Raw genomic sequence first — 20,177 nt, 5'->3', positions numbered from 1 at the left:
TTAAAATTTAAAAGCATGAGCACTTATCCAAGTATTTTCAATGATGTCATAGGTCCTGTCATGAGAGGTCCTTCCAGTTCCCATTGTGCAGCTTCTTTGCGTATAGCCCGTTTATGCAGAGATCTGATGGATGAAAGTATTCAGGACATACTCATTGAGTTTGACCCTGAAGGCTCTCTGGCTACAACCCATAAGAGTCAGGGATCAGACATGGGGTTGTTTGGAGGATTTCTTGGTTGGGAAGCGCATGATGAGAGACTGCCTGATTCTGAAAAATATATCAGCGAAAGTGGAATTAATGTTGTTATAAATATTGTAGATATAGGAAATGGCCATCCTAATTTATACAAAGTTACATTGTCCAATGCAAAAGAAACAAGAGTAATAACTGCCATATCTACTGGAGGCGGCATGATAGAAGTTATTGTTATAGACGGTGTGCAGGTCTCTATGGCAGGTGATTATTTCGAGACACTCATTTATTGTGACCATGCTGAAGATATCATAACATTTTTAAAAGCATCCATTTCGTATGATGATATTTCATACCGAAAGGGTGACATATCGTTTGTTGAAATAAAGTCTCAGTCATTTCTTCATCCCGGGCTAATAAACGAAATCAGCCTGATGAAAGGAGTTCAATACATCAAACAATTGAATCCTGTTTTACCGGTGATGGCCAGGAAAAACCTGAAGGTACCCTTTACCACTTGTGAGCAGATGATGGATTATAACAGTGATAAAAATTTACCTCTCTGGCAGTTGGCTATAGACTATGAAAAAGCAAGGGGAAACATCACGGCAGATGAAGTATTTGAAAAAATGAGAACTATTGTGCGCATAATGAAACAAGCAGTACAAACTGGCTTGGCGGGGACTCATTATGATGATCGTATACTTGGCAGCCAATCACCAAATTTTAATATGAGATACAAAGAAGGTAAGCTGGCCGGAGGAGATCTGATCAATCGAATTGTCATGTATGTAACAGCTATTATGGAAGTAAAAAGTAGTATGGGTGTGATTGTAGCGGCTCCCACTGCCGGTAGTTGCGGTGCTTTGCCAGGCGCGCTCATTGCTGTGGCAGATTCCCTTCAGTTGCCGGAAGATGAATTGGTAAAAGCCATGCTCTCCGCCGGATTGATAGGTGTATTTATTGCAGCTCATGCTACTTTTGCTGCCGAAGTAGGCGGATGTATGGCAGAAACAGGTTCCGGAGGTGGTATGGCAGCAGCTGCTATTGTGCAGATGCAAGGCGGTACTTTTACCCAATGCATAGCAGCATCTTCATTAGCGCTTCAAAATTCTTTGGGTATAATATGTGATCCCATTGGAAATCGGGTCGAAGCCCCTTGTCTTGGAAGAAATGTCATGGCAGCTTCCAATGCCTTGACATGTGCAAATATGGCACTTGCCAATTATGAACATTTGGTGCCTTTAGATCAGGTGATTGATACAATGAAGGCTGTCGGTGATCAAATCCACCATACTTTGAGATGCACCAATCTCGGTGGTTTATGTGTTACACCCGCTGCCAAAGCCATAGAAGTGAAACTGGCAGAAATGGAGGTGAGTTTTTTTAAGAGTTGTTAATGGTAGTAAAAAAGTTGCACTCTTAATTTTTTGGTGCAGTTTTTGAACTATACTATTTCCAATATTTTTTTCAGCATGAAAATAGTAGATAATCAGTTTCAATTTAAGATTTACGATTCAATGGATGAATTGGCTGAAGCTGACCGGGAGTTAATGTTAATGGCAATCAGACAGCTTGAATTTGCGTATGCCCCATATTCCAGATTTCATGTCGGCGCAGCAGTCAGATTGAATGACGGGAGTATCTATGAAGGTTCCAATCAGGAGAATGCTTCATACCCACTTTGTATGTGTGGAGAAAGAGTAGCACTGTACAATGCTGCTGTGTATAAACCCGCTCAACCGGTCGAATCACTGGCCATTACAATTAAAAATCAGAATATGACGATCGACAAACCTGTATCACCATGCGGCGCTTGCAGACAAGTGATTTCAGAATTTGAATTCCGACACCAACAACCCATAAGAATTTTGCTAAAGTCAGACAGCCCTGAGATATATGAGGTAAGATCTGTAGAAGATCTGCTGCCTTTGGGTTTTAACGGAACATTCCTTTAAGCACCAAATCCCGGACAAGGTCCAGGTCATCCTGAGTATCAACACCAATTGATCTGTGTTTGGTTTCAAAACAATATATAGGATATCCATGCTGCATCCACCTGAGTTGCTCAAGAGATTCTGCTTTTTCATATGTAGACTGCGGCAATGATGTCAATTGAATCAATACTTCTCTTCTGAATGCATACATACCTATGTGTCTGTAGTATTTTGTTTTACCAAACCATTCCCGATATGGAAGATCGCGATCTGCCGGAATCGCTTGCCTGCTGAAATAGAGCACTTTATCATGTATATCCCTCACTACCTTGACGACATTATAATCAAATAGTTCGTCTTCATATAGTATTTCTGAACATTGTGTCCCGATAGAGATGTCCTGTTGTATCATTTTATCAATCAGCTCATCTATTTGGGTAGGATTGATCAGTGGTTCGTCTCCCTGAAGGTTGATGATGATATTGCTGTCCAGTGACCGCGCTACTTCAGCAATCCTGTCAGTACCAGACTGGTGATGCGGTGAAGTCATGATCACACGTCCATGATGCTCATGCACATGATCTGTAATTTTTTGATGATCAGTAGCAATAATGACTTCATGAGCAAGCCTTGCAGCTGATGCCTGATCGTAGACCCGCATGATCAGACTCCGGCCCATGATATCGGCCAGTGGTTTTTCCGGAAGACGGGTCGAACCTAGTCTTGAAGGAATGATAATTGAAATTTTCATAAAAAAATTATAAAAAATACATATTATAAAAATAATTAATATATTTGTCCCGTCATTTAACAATGATTACCCGATGAACCGATTTAAATTGCATTATTTATCAAAGTGTAAAAGTACAGTTTTTTTAATTCTAGCTGTGGTTTCCGTTGTTTCATCGCAAAAAAAAACTGACAACCTCATTTCTTTTTCCAGTGCAGAGTTCGTCGTAGACGTTCTCCCTGGGAATGATATTTTTTATAGACACCCTTTTAGTAAAGGTATTAGTATTTACAATCTTGCCGAAGTTTTTCAATTGAAAGCTGAAAAAATTTATGCAATCAATAAATTGAATCCCACTCAACCGATCAATGACGGCAGGATTGTAAAAATACCTTTTCAACAAAATTTGATCACACAAGACAAAGGTAAACTTTCCGGTAAAAAAACTTTTGTCCCTGTATTTTATACTGCTAAAAAAGGGGATACAGCATTTAAAGTGTGCCATCAATATTTTGATTTAGACCTGAAAGTTTTATTGGCCATCAATAATAAAAAAGAAAGTAGTATTTATTCGGGAGAAAAACTGCTGATAGGATGGTACATGCTTCCTGAAATAATAAAACCTTCAGACAAAACGAAGATCAAAGAGACTCGGATCAAAAAAACAGATCCTGCACCTGCAGTAGCAGATGAACTAAAAAAGCAGAATATTTTAATTTTTAAGCCCGACACTTTGGTGTCTGATAAAACAAATCCTGCAGTCAAATATTATGTATCCGATGTGATAGGGTGGTGGGATAAGTCATCACAAGCACATGATGGTTATTTTGCACTTCATAATGAAGCAAAATCGGGCTCTTTCATAGATATCTACAACCCCATGATGAAAAGCCACATCAAAGTTAAAGTCATTGGAAAAATTCCTGGAGATACATATAAAGATGATGTCCAGATCATCCTCAGCCCGGCAGCAGTAAAAGATCTGAGAATACTCGATACCCGATATATGGTCAATATCAAGTATGAGAAAGCCACTGATAAAATTGATATTGGACTTTAGTCTTTAGCTTTTAGCCTTTAGTCTAAACCTTCTTAGCTATCACCTAATACATACTACCTAACACCACATAAAAACAATCCGACAATTTTTCAGTTGATAAGGATGTAATCATTTTGCTTTTGGTAAATTATGCCATGAAGAATAAAAAACTGTATGCTGTGGTGGATATCGAGACCACGGGTGGTATGGCTCGACGGGACAGAATTACCGAAATTGCAATTGTTTTATTTGACGGGGAGCAGATCATAGACAGATTTGAGTCTCTGATCAATCCGGAGCGATCCATTCCTTACGAAATCACAAGGATCACAGGCATTACAGATGATATGGTAGAGCATGCTCCGAAGTTTTATGAAATAGCGAGAAAGATCGTGGAGATGACCGAAGGAGCCATTTTTGTGGCCCACAATGTCAGATTTGATTACAGTTTTCTGAGAGAAGAGTTTTCTTCATTGGGATTTACCTTTACCAGAAGGCAGCTTTGTACAGTCGTGTTGAGCAGGAAATCATTTCCCGGGTTGAGATCTTATAGCTTGGGCAATCTCATCAGGCATTTTGGTATCACTGTCGAAAATCGCCACAGGGCCATGGATGATGCTATGGCCACGGTGGATATTTTGTCACGGGCACTTAGCAATGAAGAAGGTAAATCCCGGGCTGACAGGATGATTTCCGCAGGCATCAGGGCATCGCATCTTCCGCAGGACATTTCATATGACCGTATCAATCAATTGCCCGAAACAGCAGGTGTATATTATTTTTACAATACTTATGGCAATGTCATATATATTGGCAAAAGCATCAACATCAGGAAAAGGATTCATCAGCATTTCGGAAACATTGATTCCAAAACGGACAAATTTATAGCCAAAGTAGCCGACATGACTTATGAACTCACCGGATCAGAACTCATCGCCATGCTACTGGAGTCCCATGAAATAAAGATGTTGCAGCCCGAGATCAATAAAGCACAACGGAGCAAGGACTATCCTTATTTTGTCCATCATTACACTGACAGTCAGGGATATATCAGATTTGGGTGGGATAAATCGAGTGTAAAGTCCAGAAAGGATAAAAGTATATTAAACCACTATAGCTCTAAAGCGGGCGCCAGAGGCAGCCTTTACGGAGTTACGGAGTTGATGGGTTTGTGTTCGGGGCTGACAGGGCTGTATGAGCCTGAAGGTGGTTGTTTTTATTATCAGACTGGTGCCTGCAGTGGTGCCTGCCAGCAGAAAGAACCTTCTGAAGAATACAATCTAAGGGCCGAATTGGCTGTAGAAAAGCTAAAAAAGTCTTTTGATGGTAATTTTTTTATCATCACCGAAGGCAGAGACAACGAAGAGTGTGGATTGGTACTTATCGAAGATGGACATTATCTGGGTTTTGGCTTTATTCCTTCCGGAGACATTCGCCTCGGCGTAGAAGAACTCAAAGAGTCTATCAAATACCTGAACCCCAATCCTGAGTGCAATCAGATCATCATGACGTGGTTGGAGAGGCATGAAGGTGCAAAGGTGTTGAAGTTTTGAAGTGAGGATTGTTGGCCGCAGATTGCATCTGCGATCCAGTATTTTATGAATTTTTTTATAAACATACACCACTATCAAAATACAAGAAAAATTTTAACAAAGTTAACAACAGTTATGAATCAATGAGCAAGTGGCCAGGGAAAATAGCGCATCACAACTTTTTTAATTTCCCAGACTTTCTGGTTGATTGGAAACTGTTGGGTTAACCCGACAGTTGTGACCCAAAATAACCAAAACATATACCGTGCCTATTACATTTTGATGAAAGTGTAATTGACTTTGATTTTTGAAGGTGACAAAGTAGAATTAATCATCTTCTTTGTGGTAGATCAAAACGATGGGCTTATTATTTCAGCAAATCCCTGATCTGGAGTTCTATTTCATATGCCTTTTTTTGGCATCAGCGAGGGGATACCTTTGTTCATTTCGGGTCTTTTGTGTCCTGCTGCTGTCAACCATGCATCTTTGGTTATGTTCATCTTTTGTGAAATAAGTTGATAAATAGTCTGTCCATTTTTGTAAAGTGGCAGCAAAGTACTGATGTCATCTGTTTGTGCTACGTTTTTTACTCCCAGATACAATAAAACTTCCCTTGCCATAAGCCAGTGTCCTGTATCATCAGGATGGATACCATCCGGTGCCAGGGCAAAACCAGACTCATTAGCTCGTCGATCTTCAAGATATTTTTTTATGGGCCAATGGAGATCGACAACATCCCACTTGGAAGTATATCTTTTGCTAATAAGCCAATCAGAGTATAAATCGAGTACATTAGAGTAAGCCACATTCTTACGTACATCATACACAGGTGGTGTCAAAAAGATGATAGAAGCCCCGGTTTTTGTAATTTGATCGTGCAGCCGGATGATACCTGATTTGAATTTTTTAAATCGACGATCATCAAAAGGCAAATAAATTCCATCATTCATACCATAACATGCTATCACCAGATCCGGCTCTGTTAGCATCAACACTTTGCTCAGTCGGTGATGTAAGTCAGGTCGCTCAAACTTGCCTCCTGCATGGTTTTTTTCTGTCAATCCTGAAACAGTTTCACTGGGCAAACCTGCGTTGATAAATTCATATTGAACATCTGAATGATGTAATGTCAGCATTGTCTCAATGTAAGCCACATATTGACCTCCATATGTTATACTATTGCCAAGAAAAAGTATTTTTTTAACCTTGTCAGGTATTTTATATCCATCCTGAGCATTTATTGGTAAATGAAGTCCGATCCAATAAAGTATAATAAAGAATATATTTTTCAATGCAGGGTGTTTCTCTTCAAAAAATGTATCAACATGACAAAGGTAACAACAGTTATGAAACGATGAGGCTATCGTAAAGAAAAGTGTGCATCACAGACGGATGGGGAGATGATCTATTTTTGTATCTTGTTTACAATCAACGCATTGCAAATGCTTAATGTATGGGATCGAAGTTGCAAACTTCGACCATCTTGTGTTAATTAAAGAACCAATCTAAAAAATCGGCAGTTAACTGATTTATAGGTATATGACCTGCTTCTGCATCATGATTTTTTCCTTAACATAGTACTCAACTTTAAACCCAAACTAATATAGGAACCTTGATTAGGTCCGATACCTCCCATAATATATGGAGACCATATTTTAGAACCAGAGGATTTATTGACCGATAGGCCTATATTTAAGCCATAGGTAAATATTTTTTGTAATGTAGATGGAATGTAATTTAATGGACCTGAGTAAGTAGTAGGCAACAGAATATTGTGGATAGGAACAACAGTAAAAGTATAAAACTGCTCGACGACAGCTGAATAGATACCGGAATTAATACTAAATTCCAAATCATTATGCTGAATTATTGGGTAATTTAATTGTAAGGAAACTTGATGTTGTTTTCCATAATCGGAACTTACATTTACTACATTTGTAATTCCTCCTAAAATTAGATAATCATTCCATTTGCCTTGATCTTGTTTAATAAAGACAGTACTCCATTGATCATAATTAATTCCAGTTATTTTTTTAAATCTATTGATAGTACCATAGCCAAAATCATAATTGATAGAATAAGTAAATCTTTTATGCTTATAACTATAGCCAAAACCTATGCCGGGGCCAAATAATTCTGTGTGTTTCCAATAATTAAAGTTTCCACTGACGTTTATATATGACTGACTGTGGATTGTATAGCCAAAGTGTAGTAAGATTGAAATTACTATTGCACCTTTTATATTCAATAATTCTTTCATAACCTATTCAATATTAAAATGATACGATAAACCTCCACCCACAATCAAATCTATACCTTCCCCAATTACATCAAAGTACATTTGGCCACTGATGCCCAGAAAAACATTCTTAAAAACCTTATATTCTGTATCGATTCTTACACCAAGGCCAATATCCCAAGTTCTGAATATTTGAAAGTCATGATAAGGGATTACTTTAATCACATCTCCTTTGTTTACAATTACCTCAGCAAAGTTGTAAGCATTGTAGTACATGATAGTTCGGCTGGTGCTATAGTGAGGACCTAAACAGGTTTTAACTGCAAAGTCTTTTGAATTGAACAATTCATATCCTGCAAACAAGCTGAACCGGTGAATCAAACTTCTGGGCCTGAAATCACGGTCGTTCATCTGGATAATATTTCCTCTGCGCAATTGAGGAAAATATATGAATGTTTGATCTCTCTCATTTTCAATATGAAAGTTAGGCTGAAGATTTCGCGGATGTGAAAACATATCCTTATACTTTACAAAACTGTAGTTGATCGAATAAATCCATTTTTGTTTTTTTATCAAATCACCTTTTACTGAAAAGTGGGTGCCCAAGAGATTATTGGGTTTTATGCCACCATGGAATGTGAAAGATTGACATATCAGGTAATGTGAAGATGTTAAAAAATAGAGAAAAATGATGAAGATTAGATATTTCATATTTAGGAGTATAACATTATTATAATTATTATTACTGTTACTAATCGTTCAATGCAGGTCAATTAGTTCAATTGTCCTTCGGACGCAATGGAGGTCAATGAGTACAATTGTCCCCGATAGTCGAAGTAACGCTATATCGTCACAAGTTGTGTGCCTTCAATCCTATTCTTTACGAATCATGCTAAAGCTTGACTCAGTTTGCAATTCGTTGTCACAAATGCCAAAATATTCCTTAACTAAGTAAGCTATGGAATTGAAAATTCATATAATATGTATCGCTTCTTCAATTTTTAATACCGACTTTAGCGGTACTCCGACAATCAATAGGTCCGTATGCCTCTCGGATTATTTAATAATTTTGAAAATTCTATCTTTAGTATCATTTGGATAAACTAATTCCTGATTAAACCAAACTTTATCACATACAACAGAATTCTCTGTTCTATTAAAATGACATTTTATTTTATCAGTTTCATTTTCTGACCATTCAATATAAGTAATTGGAAAGTCCTCAGTAATAGATATATTGGGCGAAAGCTTTACATATCTTTTTCCATCATCAGATATCGCACAAAAATGAGACGGGCAACTCCAGTTAGGTTCATATTGATACTTTTTTTGACCATTTATCAAATAATAGACTCTTACTTTGCTCACATCAATGTAATTTTTGTGCGCAGGATCTAACAGTGATCTGGCTTCTTTGTCTTCAACTAATATTCGTATTATTACATCTACATTTTCTGAAGTACTATGTTTTGAACACCCAAGTAAGAAAAATATAGCTGTTATTAAAATACTTGTTTTCATTTTAATTTATTTTATTTTGAAATTATGGATTAATATTATGTGTAAAGTCTTGTGCATATTGATAAGTACCATTAGGGCTACTCCAATCATTGAACCCAAACCAACCATCTCCCCAGCCATTCCAACCCCAATTCATATAAAAGTGTAAATATCCGTAACAATTATTTGATGATTGTCTATATCCATCGCAAACCCATGCGTGGCAGTTGGAGTAAGTATACCAAAGCCATGGGAAATTTCTACTTCGAGTTCTGCATCCTTCCAAAATCACAGGTTTACCCGCATTAATATTGGCGACTACTGTTTGGTAACTACCTGATCCATAACTTGTTCTGCTTGCTGAGCTATATCCAAATGCATTTATGAATGATTGTGGTATACTGCTTCCTGATGCACTAGAACCATCGCAGCCATAATCCATGTCCACACTACACCCAATATCTACCAACTACCGTCGTGGGAATGCCCACTTTTGATAGCTGTCATCTTTGGCGGAGGAGACTTTTCTTCTCTACCTGATGACAACATAATTTTTATCATCGGCAAGTATAGTACATACTTATCCTGCGATTTTTCAAACTTAGAGTATGTTTAAACTTTTATCATTTGGCTCCAAGTGGCAAATTTTATTTTAGCCAGCGTTATATTTTTCGCCGTACCGCATCAAGCTATGCTTGAGCTTCCTGCTAGATTCAGTATTCGCTGCGAGCCGTAGTTCGCAGTTCCTTCGTTATCGAGTAAAATTTTTTACTCGATTCTCGTCCATGACGAGACCACTTACTCATCTTGTCCAAAATTAAATTTTCTCACTTTCGCTCAAACATAAAAATTTAAACATACTCTTAATTCAACAACGGGTGCAACTTTTTTAGGTACGGATCCAAGTCAACTTCTTTTGCTCAAATGTAATCTCTTCACATTGATGACTTTGATTTCTTTGTAGTACAAAGTTAAACGATATATATCCTTCAGGTGATGACCTGAAGCATTTAAGTGTATGATTTGTATCGTATAGATATGATATTATTTCGGAAGCTCCGACGGTCGCAGATTGCATCTGCGATCCAGTATTTTATGAATTTTTTTATTCAAACATACACCACTATCAAAATACAAGAAAAATTTTAACAAAGTTAACAACAGTTATGAATCAATGAGCAAGTGGCCAGGGAAAATAGCGCATCACAACTTTTTTAATTTCCCAGACTTTCTGGTTGATTGGAAACTGTTGGGTTAACCCGACAGTTGTGACCCAAAATAACCAATACATATACCGTGCCTATTACATTTTGATGAAAGTGTAATTGACTTTGATTTTTGAAGGTGACAAAGTAGAATTAATCATCTTCTTTGTGGTAGATCAAAACGATGGGCTTATTATTTCAGCAAATCCCTGATCTGGAGTTCTATTTCATATGCCTTTTTTTTGGCATCAGCGAGGGGGATACCTTTGTTCATTTCGGGTCTTTTGTGTCCTGCGGCTGTCAACCATGCATCTTTGGTTATGTTCATCTTTTGTGAAATAAGTTGATAAATAGTCTGTCCATTTTTGTAAAGTGGCAGCAAAGTACTGATGTCATCTGTTTGTGCTACGTTTTTTACTCCCAGATACAATAAAACTTCCCTGGCCATAAGCCAGTGTCCTGTATCATCAGGATGGATACCATCCGGTGTCAGGGCAAAACCAGACTCATTAGCTCGTCGATCTTCAAGATATTTTTTTATGGGCCAATGGAGATCGACAACATCCCACTTGGAAGTATATCTTTTGCTAATAAGCCAATCAGAGTATAAATCGAGTACATTAGAGTAAGCCACATTCTTACGTACATCATACACAGGTGGTGTCAAAAAGATGATAGAAGCCCCGGTTTTTGTAATTTGATCGTGCAGCCGGATGATACCTGATTTGAATTTTTTAAATCGACGATCATCAAAAGGCAAATAAATTCCATCATTCATACCATAACATGCTATCACCAGATCCGGATCTGTAAGCATCAACACTTTGCTCAGTCGGTCATGTAAGTCAGGTCGCTCAAACTTGCCACCTGCATGGTTTTTTTCTGACAATCCGGAAACAGTTTCACTTGGCAAACCTGCGTTGATAAATTCATACCGTACATCTGAATGATGTAATGTCAGCATTGTCTCAATGTAAGCCACATATTGACCTCCATATGTTATACTATTGCCAAGAAAAAGTATTTTTTTAACCTTGTCAGGTATTTTATATCCATCCTGAGCATTTATTGGTAAATGAAGTCCGATCAAATAAAGTATAATAAAGAATATATTTTTCAATGCAGGGTGTTTCTCTTCAAAAAATGTATCAACATGACAAAGGTAACAACAGTTATGAAACGATGAGTCATTGGCAAAAGAAAAATAGTGCATCACAGATGAATATTGCAATACGCAATTTTAGTATTTTGCTTACAATCAACGCATTGTAAATGCTTAATATATGGGATCGAAGTTTCAAACTTCGACCATCAGGTTCAGTTTAGAGAATGATTTGTATCATATAGCTACTACACCAGTCTGGTGGCCACAGATTGCATCTGCGATCCTATATCTTAAGAATCTGTGATTCAATATAAGTTGCAATAACATAATCAAAAAGACAATGATATTCAACGCATTGCAAATGCTTGATGTATGGGACCGAAGCTGCAAACTTCGACCATCTTGTGAACTTAATATCAGAAGTATCTTTACTCAGATTGTCGCGCATGGCATCTGCGATCCTGAATTTCACGAATCTGAAATTCAATAGTAGGATAATAAATTATTGCATTAATAGCCCACCAAACCGGGCACACTCACCATCATCTGTCTACTTTGGTATAATTATTGTATTATAAATATTTATAATATGTATTGAATTATATTTTAATTATTAATACGTTGCATAAAAACATAATATTTAGTTGAGTACCAAAGGATACATATTTTCACTTGTATTGTCCACAGCGATGGCTTTTGGGTCACTATATTGGTATGATAGTGCATCCACAGCTATGGGTATCACTGTCAATGCAGGGCGTGATACTACTATTTGTATCAATCAATCTTTGACATTAAATATACTCAATGCGAGTATCGAAGGTGAAGTGAGTGATGGGCTTTGGGTTAGGATAGGCGATGGTTTTTTTCAGCCTGGAAACTTGACAACAGTCAGGTTTTCGCATGCAAAATTCAACAATATTGTATATGTTCCTGGCAATGCTGACAGAAATATAAATCGGCAATTTGAGTTGCTCTTAGTACCAGACACTGGTCCTACTCCTGCACCAGTCCGCATCACCTTACAATCTGCACCACCGCTGTTTTGTGCCAGCAATATCAATATATCACTCAATGAAAACTGTATCCAGGTAGTCACAGCAGCCATGCTTCAGCCCAACCCTGCACCACCTTTGAGCCATTATATCGTGACACTGTATGATGCTTCAGGTAAAATCATACCCAACAATACACTCACAAGAGATCATATAGACAGAGAAATCACCTACAGATTGGGTCATCAATGTACGCCCAATATCTGTTGGGGAAAATTTAAGGTGGAAGATTACTTTCCGCCTTTGTTCGTTTGCCGAAATGATACCATCCCATGTACAAAATCAATCACGCCTGAGAGCGTTGGTCTTCCCATACCTGCTGGCTCAGCTATTGTTTCATCAGTGGGTAACCGATATGTCATCGCAGGATGGGATGCCTGTAGTAATGTGACATTGGATTATACTGAAGAAATTTTTAAGGCCAATTGTGTCGGTGACGCAGACAGAACAGTCATCAGAAAGTGGAAAGCCACAGATGCAAAAGGTAATGTGTCCACTTGTGATCAAAGAATTGTAGTCAAAAGAGTACCATTGTCGGCTGTCACTTTTCCACCGCATTACGACAATAAAGAGAGACCTGCATTGGAGTGTGGTCAGAGTTTTCCGGTTTTGCCCAATGGTCATCCTTCACCGGATACTACAGGTATACCTGGCATTGGATTTTGTACTCACCTGCAGTTCAAGATGACGGATGTCAGATTTGATCTCTGTGGCAGTACTTTTAAGATTGCGAGATCATGGTTTGTGATAGACTGGTGCACGTCTGAAAGCATTACGAAAAACCAGATCATCATGGTCTCAGATACCAAGCCACCTGTCATCGAATGTGTGGATTCACTAAGAATTCAGACAGGAGTTTACAGTTGTTCATCTACACAGACCATCATTCCGGAATTGATTAAAGGTACCGATTGCAATAAATTTTCTTTACATTATACTTTGAAAGATACTATTGGAAATAATCTTCAGCAACACATATTATTTCTGGCAGGTAAACATCACCTTTCCAATCTGCCTGTAGGAGTTTTTTATTTAAACAATGTGGCTATTGATACATGCGGAAATACAGCATCTTGCAGGACGGTCATCATCGTAGAAGATAAGATAGCACCAAGTGTATCATGCGATCAGGTGACAAAAGTTTCTCTTGGTATAACCGGTACCGGCAGGGCATTAGCACAGACCTTTGACGACGGCAGTATAGACAATTGTGGCATAGCATCCTTTAAAGTGCGAAAAATGACGGACAAGTGCGGATTCAATACTGTTTTTGCTGATCATGTGGATTTTTGCTGTGAAGAAATCGGATCACGCGTGATGGTAGCACTTCAGGTGACAGACATCTATGGGAATAACAATACCTGCATGGTTGAAGTCATCATTGAAGATAAGCTAAAACCTACGATTACTTGCCCGCCCAATCTAACTCTTTCCTGTACTGAAGCAGTTGATTTAAACAAACTTGACATTTACGGTAGGGTAGTGACCAAGCAATCGGATGTGAGAGATATAACAGTAATAAACCACTACCACAATGGCATCGTCGGTAAAGATGGCTTAGCTAAAGATAATTGTAAAGTAACTGTTTCCCATAAATTCATAGCAGATATCAAGTGTGATACAGGAACGATCATCAGAACATTTATTGCAATAGATAGCAGTGGATTGATGGATTCCTGCAAACAAGTCATCACGGTCAAAAATCCAAATCCATTTAACGGTAATGATCCATCCCAACTGATATGGCCAAAAGATTATATTGGGCAAGGTTGCAGAAATTCAGGCATTGATCCGGTTATCACGGGAAGGCCGGCATTTACAAATGACGCATGCGGGCAGATTGCTGCCACCTATGAAGATACACCATTCTATATTGCAGACAGTGCCTGTGTGAAAATCATAAGGAAATGGACTGTGGTCGATTGGTGCCAGTTTGCTCCTGTCAATTTCAAAGGCAAGTGGGGACCATATATACAGATCATAAAATTGCACAACCACGATGTTCCTGAATTTTTAAAAGCATGCAAGGATACGATCGTTTGTTCGTATGATGACAAATGTCGAACTGGTAGAGTCAGTGTATCCCAAAGTGCAAAGGATTCCTGTACGGCCGTGTCTGATTTGATTTGGAAGTTTGAACTTGATATTTTCAACGACGGAAAGATTGACTCTACAGGAGTGAAAAATGACTTTGAGGGAGACCTGCCATTAGGTAAACATAAAATCACCTGGAAGGTGGAAGACCAATGCGGCAATTTCAATACTTGTTCACAATATATCACTGTCAAAGATTGCAAAAATCCTGTGCCATATTGCCTTTCATCATTGACGATTTCATTGATGCAGGGTGTAGGGTCAGTAGAGATTTGGGCCAAAGATTTTAATAAGGGTAGTTCAGATAATTGTACTTCAAAAGATAGTTTACTGTTTACCTTTCGTGGCGAGGTGCCTGTATCTTCCATGATCCATTCGTCACACTTTTTTAAGGGAAAAGGAGTATTGAGCAATGAGACAGAATATCAAGCCGGAAAAGCGCAAAGATGGATACCTCAAATCAGGAGTTCAGGATTGTATTTTGATTGTGGTGATATCCCCGATGGAAAATCTGCCAAAATTCCACTTGCTATGACCGTCACAGATCACAACAGCAATCAGGATTCGTGTATCATCGAGCTTATATTGCAGGACAATACAGACCACTGCCCTGATGTCATCACTTCCGTAAGTATTGCAGGTTCCATCTTTACAAGCAATGGGAAAGTACCACAAAATATTGAAGTCAATATAGAAACACCGGAGTCTCAACGTATTGTGTCAGCAAATAATCAAACGGGAAAATACCTGACGGAACAACTCAAGCCAGGTCAGGCATATACGATAAAGCCATTTTTGAATTCGGATCCCATAGATGGAGTATCCACTTTTGATCTCATCAAAATTCAACGGCATATATTGGATATTGAGCCATTTGACAATCCTCACAAATTCATTGCGGCTGATGTCAACAGCTCGTCTTCTATCACTGCAGGTGACTTGGTAGAAATAAGAAAGCTCATTCTTGGCATCACAGATAAATTTCCAAAAGGATTGACATCATGGGTCTTTTTAGACAAAGAAAACGGTATACCTGATCCCAAAAATCCTTATAAATATATCAGTAAAATAGAAACCGGAGTACTTCAAAGAGATGTACTTAATGCTGATTTTGTAGCAATAAAGATGGGCGATGTAAACTTTTCAGCCTTAAATCTTCAAGATCAGGTAGTGGAAAACCGTACACAGAAAAAGTTTTTAATACATTGGGAAAGAGAACAGAAGGACGGGAAAGCTTATTTACATCTCCGGGCTGGAGAAAATGCATTTATAGACGGATTTCAATTGTTTTTGGATATACCTGAAGCAGAGACTGTATTTGGACATCGTCCAGAGGTGATCTCCGATTTTTTTACAGAAAGTGATGTATTTGCTGATGGACAGTTTCTGCGTATAATCGGCTACAGCAATGTTGCGCAGCAAGTCAAAAATAATGAAATATTGCTCTCTGTCATCCTGGATGATCATGATCAGGAAATAAAGGAAATTGGATTTGAAAAAAACAAACTATCTGAAACATATAACGCAGACAGACAAAGTATCATCCATCTTAAAAAATATGAAACCCAAAGCCAGTCTTTTGCTACTTTCAGACTATTGTCCAATCTTGTGTACCATACTTTGGTGGTGAAAAACACTTCAACTTCCGTGTTACGTCATCTTGCTTATTCTATCATTGATATCAATGGTAAAAGTGTAGGTTCAGGAAATATTTCTATAGAAGATGAATCCACTATCACATTACACGACCACATCAAACCAGGCGTTTATATATTGCGATTGCATCATCATAGTGGTGATCAGAGTATTAAGTTTATCAGAATAAAATAAAACACACAAAAGGTTCAACTTACTTTTACTTCGTCAGACTATGTATACATTCCGGTTGATGGAAACTGTTGGGTCAACCCAACAGTTGTACCCCGGATAAACCAATACGTTTCTCTTCAGGTCTAAATTTTGAAGAGAGTATGATTGATTTTGCTTTACTTATCATAAATTCCTTGTATTATAAGCAAGCTGAAATCTACCTCACCCTTAGCCGGATTTAAAGCTGGAATTGACTAAATAAATGCCTGAAAGTGTCACTAAACATCCTCCTATGATGACAGGATTTAGTTGCTCATCCAGGAATATCCATCCGGTGATGAGGGCCACGATTGGATTGATATATGCATAGATGGCTGTTTGTTCAGTTGGGAGATGCTGCAAAGCATACAGATAACATATAAAGCCTATCAGAGAACCAAAAATGACAAGGTAAAATATAGCCAACCAGGTGACTTCCGGAATTTCATGTATCGGAGTGTGAGCAGGATCTGTCATAGATACAAGTGATAGTATGATACCGGAAAGTGTCATCTGGAAGCCAAGACCGAAATATGGATTGAATACCTTGGCGTGTCTTTTGGTGTATATAGTACCGAAAGCCCATGTCCAGGTAGCAATAAGAGATAGCATGATACCAAAACGAAAATCCGGATTTATAAAATCTTCCAGATGATCGTAAAAAATAATACATATCCCTGCAAACCCAATGATCAATCCCGAGATGGCTTTGTTGGGAGGTGCTGTTTTATCTCCAAGTATGCCAATAATGACTATCCAAAGGGGAAAAATTGCTCCGATGATCGAACCCAGGCCGGCAGAAATGTATTTCACTCCCCAGGTACTCAAGCCATTGCTAAAAACAAAGTTGAGTATAGAAAGCACAAGAAGCGGAAACAGGTCTTTTTTTTCTGGTAAGGGATATTTTCGGATAATAAAGTATAATAAATATAAACTACCACCAAGAAATTGTCTTAATCCGGCCATCTGTAGTGCCGGAATATACTTGACACCTTCTTTTGAGACAACCCATGTAGTACCCCAGACGATACTGACTATACCTAAAGCAAGGATTGCTAAAAAGTCCGATCCTTTTAATCTTAACTTATTTGGTAAAACAATAGAAAATCCGTTAAATGCATCAGTAAGTATCCGCTGCCTTATTTTTCTTAATTTCTTCAAATCCTTGATTTAGGCATAAAGGTAAATAAATTATGTTTTAAGAAATTGCTTGTGGCTGTAACAAATTGTAAAAATAGGGTGTATCCCAAAATTGCACTATATTATATAATTTTTAAGATCTGAATTTAGTGGATTATCTTTATAGTTAGGATTATAAGGGTGGGTCGTCCCTTCAGAGCCTGCCAAGCTATGCTTGGGAATGAGGGTTTCGGGCAGTTTACAAAATTTCAGTGAAAAAATGGGATACACCCAAAAAATCGAAGAAATACTTTGAAGTATTACGATGGTCCAAATGTAAGTTTCAGATACATTCCAAAAAAAGAATACCAATCATTTTTGTCTGAACGCCCACGTGGTGTATTTGGAGCATTTTTAGGCACGCCTGTTCCCAAAAACTCTCCCGACCTATCAGAGAGTTTTGCACCTAGGATATTGCCGGCCGTTATCATAGCTTCTCTATCAGGATATTGAGTGCTTACGTCATCTAGATAGTCAGTCCAGGTTTTTCTTGCATTTACTTCTATACCAAGAGCTATCTTTTTTGAAAAATCAAACTCTACACTTAAGCCTAATGCCCTTGACCAGTTACTTAGTTTATATGCCTGCTGGTCGCCAGAAGGCAGAGTTTGTCCTTCAGTGCCTAAAGGTTGTAAATAAACCCACTTTTGATCGTAGATTGTCTGAGGATTGAAGGTGATCAGATTTAGTCCTGCAGAGGCATTCAATCTGAGTTTATACTTATCCAAGCCTTTCCAGAAGTGGTTTATCCTGATTTCAGAGTAGGTGCCATATTCTATCAGTGGAGATTTGAAACTTAAGTTGCGGCTCCTTTTTTCATAGTTATCAGACAGAGCATCGTTTCCTGAAATACTACCGTTCATATACAGAAGGTGAATATTTAAAAACTTTGAAAGTCCATATCCGGCTGAAAAACCCCATGCCCAGTTGCCAGGCCCAAAACTTAAGTCCACAGGCTTAGGAGTGAGATCCCCCTGATAATAAAAAACCCCTCCGTAAGATTTAAAATAGACATTTTGTCCACAAATACTCGTAGGAATAATGAGATTAAAAATAATCACACCAATACACAAAAATAAAATTCTTAACCACATTCTTTGTAAATCGGGATTTTTAGATTCTACGCACAAATCTACAAAAATAAGCAGTTTGACAAATTTTATTTTGATCTAATGGTATAATAAGTAAAATTAATGACAAAAGATCAATAAATGGTGAAAAACATGAATAATCAAAATTACAGATCTAAAATTCCTTCCGGAAGGTCCATATAGATTTTTTTCTTAAGATCATCAACATCCTGTATCAAACCTTCTGCCAAAGGTATAGCTATTCTTTTTTGATTGACGACAACCCAAGCTATCACTTGTTGTGGCATTAGTTCGATAGTTTCTACTATGCCCACTCGTTCATTTTTATCCAATATAGTGTAACCTTCGTACCCCTGTTTTTCATTGATAGATGAAAAGGCAGAAGAATGTATCATACTGGTCTTAAGAAATATTTCTTTGTTGACCAATGCCAAGGTTGACTCCGGATCATCTATCTCTTCTATTTTGATAAGTAAATGATTTGACTCCCGCATATCTTCTATAAAATAAGGAACAAAGGATCCTTTGATTTTTACAAAAATATGATCAGATTCAAGTAGGTCAGATAAAAAGATGTCTTCAATAAATATCTTCATTTCACCTTGAGTACCCAATGGTTTATTTATTTTTCCGATTGGAGTATATTTTGATGACATATGATGAGTTTTATTTGAAATCTATCAATGTCAGGATATGAGTAAAACCTTTTTGAGCTTTAACACTCCATGACGCTGTCGGTTTGGAATTGTCAGTATCAAAAATTGTCATTTCTTTGCGTATCAAACCTACTCCTTTTCCATAAAACTCAGTTACATTTCGCAAGTCAATGATAGATGTGTCGGAAACTAAATTTATTTTTAAAGCTTTGGTTTTCTGACCTTTGAAGGTTATTTCAGCTTGCGTGTCTTCGATTCGATACTTCCAGTTTTTATACGGCTGAATAATTTCATCACCTGCCTGTACTCTGATGTCCGTATCGATAAAAGCATTGCCATCCCATCTCAAGCCTTTGGAAAAAGGGAATATGAGTTTGATAAACTTTAAGTTTTCTTCTGTCCTTATTGCTCTGTTTTGATCAATCTGAACCGTCCAGGTGTTCAGACTCTGCCATGCGTCAGTTTCTTTTTTTCTGAATGACCTGAATACTTTATACACATCTTTGCCTTCGGCATCTTTATATCTTTCTCCTATTTCTTCCCTGATAAATGATCTCAAAGTGTCTCTTCTCAATCCACTACTTCTGATGATAACACTGTCGGACATATATGTCCAGCTTTTTCCTGTTGCCACCGGAAAATAATCATAACCAAAACTTTCCTGATCGATTTCTTCTGTCACTTTACTGCAAGATTGTAATAAACCCAACCCTATACATGCAGAAAGGAATACGGTAATTATATACTTGTGATTCATAAAGTAAAATTTTGAAA

Annotated in this window: 15 protein-coding genes and 1 pseudogene; 5 read left to right on the top strand and 11 right to left on the bottom strand. The window is 37.8% G+C overall.

Annotated features, from left to right (window positions below):
• Positions 1–15: 15 nt before the first annotated feature.
• Both IPK35_04120 and IPK35_04115 read left to right on the top strand, forming a co-directional pair.
• Complete coding sequence (locus IPK35_04120) at positions 16–1,593, top strand: L-serine ammonia-lyase, iron-sulfur-dependent, subunit alpha (GenBank protein MBK8052469.1); 1,578 nt, start codon at positions 16–18, stop codon at positions 1,591–1,593.
• A 75-nt stretch (positions 1,594–1,668) separates the two neighbouring features.
• The gene (locus tag IPK35_04115) at positions 1,669–2,151 is read left to right on the top strand and encodes a cytidine deaminase (protein MBK8052468.1); all 483 of its coding nucleotides are present in this window, start codon (positions 1,669–1,671) and stop codon (positions 2,149–2,151) included.
• Here IPK35_04115 and kdsB read toward each other — a convergent pair.
• Positions 2,132–2,866: a 3-deoxy-manno-octulosonate cytidylyltransferase gene (gene kdsB, locus IPK35_04110; protein MBK8052467.1), complete on the bottom strand. Its 735-nt coding sequence runs from the start codon at positions 2,864–2,866 to the stop codon at positions 2,132–2,134. The two genes, IPK35_04115 and kdsB, sit on opposite strands and share 20 nt — an antisense overlap.
• 307 nt (positions 2,867–3,173) lie before the next feature.
• Here kdsB and IPK35_04105 point away from each other — a divergent pair, with 307 nt between their 5' ends.
• The gene (locus IPK35_04105; GenBank protein ID MBK8052466.1) at positions 3,174–3,920 is read left to right on the top strand and encodes a LysM peptidoglycan-binding domain-containing protein; all 747 of its coding nucleotides are present in this window, start codon (positions 3,174–3,176) and stop codon (positions 3,918–3,920) included.
• Between the two features lie 134 nt (positions 3,921–4,054).
• On the top strand, positions 4,055–5,452 hold the full coding sequence (locus tag IPK35_04100; protein MBK8052465.1) for a GIY-YIG nuclease family protein: 1,398 nt from the start codon (positions 4,055–4,057) through the stop codon (positions 5,450–5,452).
• 400 nt (positions 5,453–5,852) lie between these two features.
• Here IPK35_04100 and IPK35_04095 read toward each other — a convergent pair.
• The 6 genes and pseudogenes from IPK35_04095 to IPK35_04070 form a co-directional block, all read right to left on the bottom strand.
• Positions 5,853–6,723 (bottom strand): annotated as a pseudogene (locus IPK35_04095) (SGNH/GDSL hydrolase family protein).
• A 263-nt stretch (positions 6,724–6,986) separates the two neighbouring features.
• Positions 6,987–7,691, bottom strand: coding sequence for a hypothetical protein (locus IPK35_04090; protein ID MBK8052464.1), 705 nt, complete (start codon positions 7,689–7,691; stop codon positions 6,987–6,989).
• 3 nt (positions 7,692–7,694) lie between these two features.
• Positions 7,695–8,381 (bottom strand): hypothetical protein, encoded by a 687-nt coding sequence (locus IPK35_04085; GenBank protein MBK8052463.1) that lies wholly within the window; start codon positions 8,379–8,381, stop codon positions 7,695–7,697.
• 345 nt (positions 8,382–8,726) lie between these two features.
• The gene (locus IPK35_04080) at positions 8,727–9,191 is read right to left on the bottom strand and encodes a hypothetical protein (GenBank protein ID MBK8052462.1); all 465 of its coding nucleotides are present in this window, start codon (positions 9,189–9,191) and stop codon (positions 8,727–8,729) included.
• Between the two features lie 22 nt (positions 9,192–9,213).
• Positions 9,214–9,618 (bottom strand): C10 family peptidase, encoded by a 405-nt coding sequence (locus IPK35_04075; GenBank protein MBK8052461.1) that lies wholly within the window; start codon positions 9,616–9,618, stop codon positions 9,214–9,216.
• Positions 9,619–10,568: 950 nt separating this feature from the next.
• On the bottom strand, positions 10,569–11,588 hold the full coding sequence (locus IPK35_04070; GenBank protein MBK8052460.1) for an SGNH/GDSL hydrolase family protein: 1,020 nt from the start codon (positions 11,586–11,588) through the stop codon (positions 10,569–10,571).
• 536 nt (positions 11,589–12,124) lie between these two features.
• On the opposite strand from IPK35_04070, the gene IPK35_04065 reads away from it, so the two are divergent.
• Positions 12,125–16,459: a hypothetical protein gene (locus IPK35_04065; protein ID MBK8052459.1), complete on the top strand. Its 4,335-nt coding sequence runs from the start codon at positions 12,125–12,127 to the stop codon at positions 16,457–16,459.
• Positions 16,460–16,666: 207 nt separating this feature from the next.
• Here IPK35_04065 and IPK35_04060 read toward each other — a convergent pair whose 3' ends face one another.
• The 4 genes from IPK35_04060 to IPK35_04045 form a co-directional block, all read right to left on the bottom strand.
• On the bottom strand, positions 16,667–17,578 hold the full coding sequence (locus IPK35_04060) for an EamA family transporter (GenBank protein ID MBK8052458.1): 912 nt from the start codon (positions 17,576–17,578) through the stop codon (positions 16,667–16,669).
• Between the two features lie 338 nt (positions 17,579–17,916).
• Complete coding sequence (locus tag IPK35_04055; protein ID MBK8052457.1) at positions 17,917–18,750, bottom strand: hypothetical protein; 834 nt, start codon at positions 18,748–18,750, stop codon at positions 17,917–17,919.
• A 143-nt stretch (positions 18,751–18,893) separates the two neighbouring features.
• On the bottom strand, positions 18,894–19,403 hold the full coding sequence (locus tag IPK35_04050; GenBank protein ID MBK8052456.1) for a hypothetical protein: 510 nt from the start codon (positions 19,401–19,403) through the stop codon (positions 18,894–18,896).
• A 10-nt stretch (positions 19,404–19,413) separates the two neighbouring features.
• A complete protein-coding gene (locus tag IPK35_04045; GenBank protein MBK8052455.1) occupies positions 19,414–20,160 on the bottom strand; it encodes a hypothetical protein in 747 nt (248 codons plus the stop codon).
• Positions 20,161–20,177: the final 17 nt, after the last annotated feature.

It is taken from the genome of Saprospiraceae bacterium (assembly GCA_016713025.1).
GTDB lineage: Bacteria > Bacteroidota > Bacteroidia > Chitinophagales > Saprospiraceae > OLB9.
Note: the sequence above shows the minus strand (reverse complement) of the source record. Positions and strands in the feature narration are given on the sequence as shown.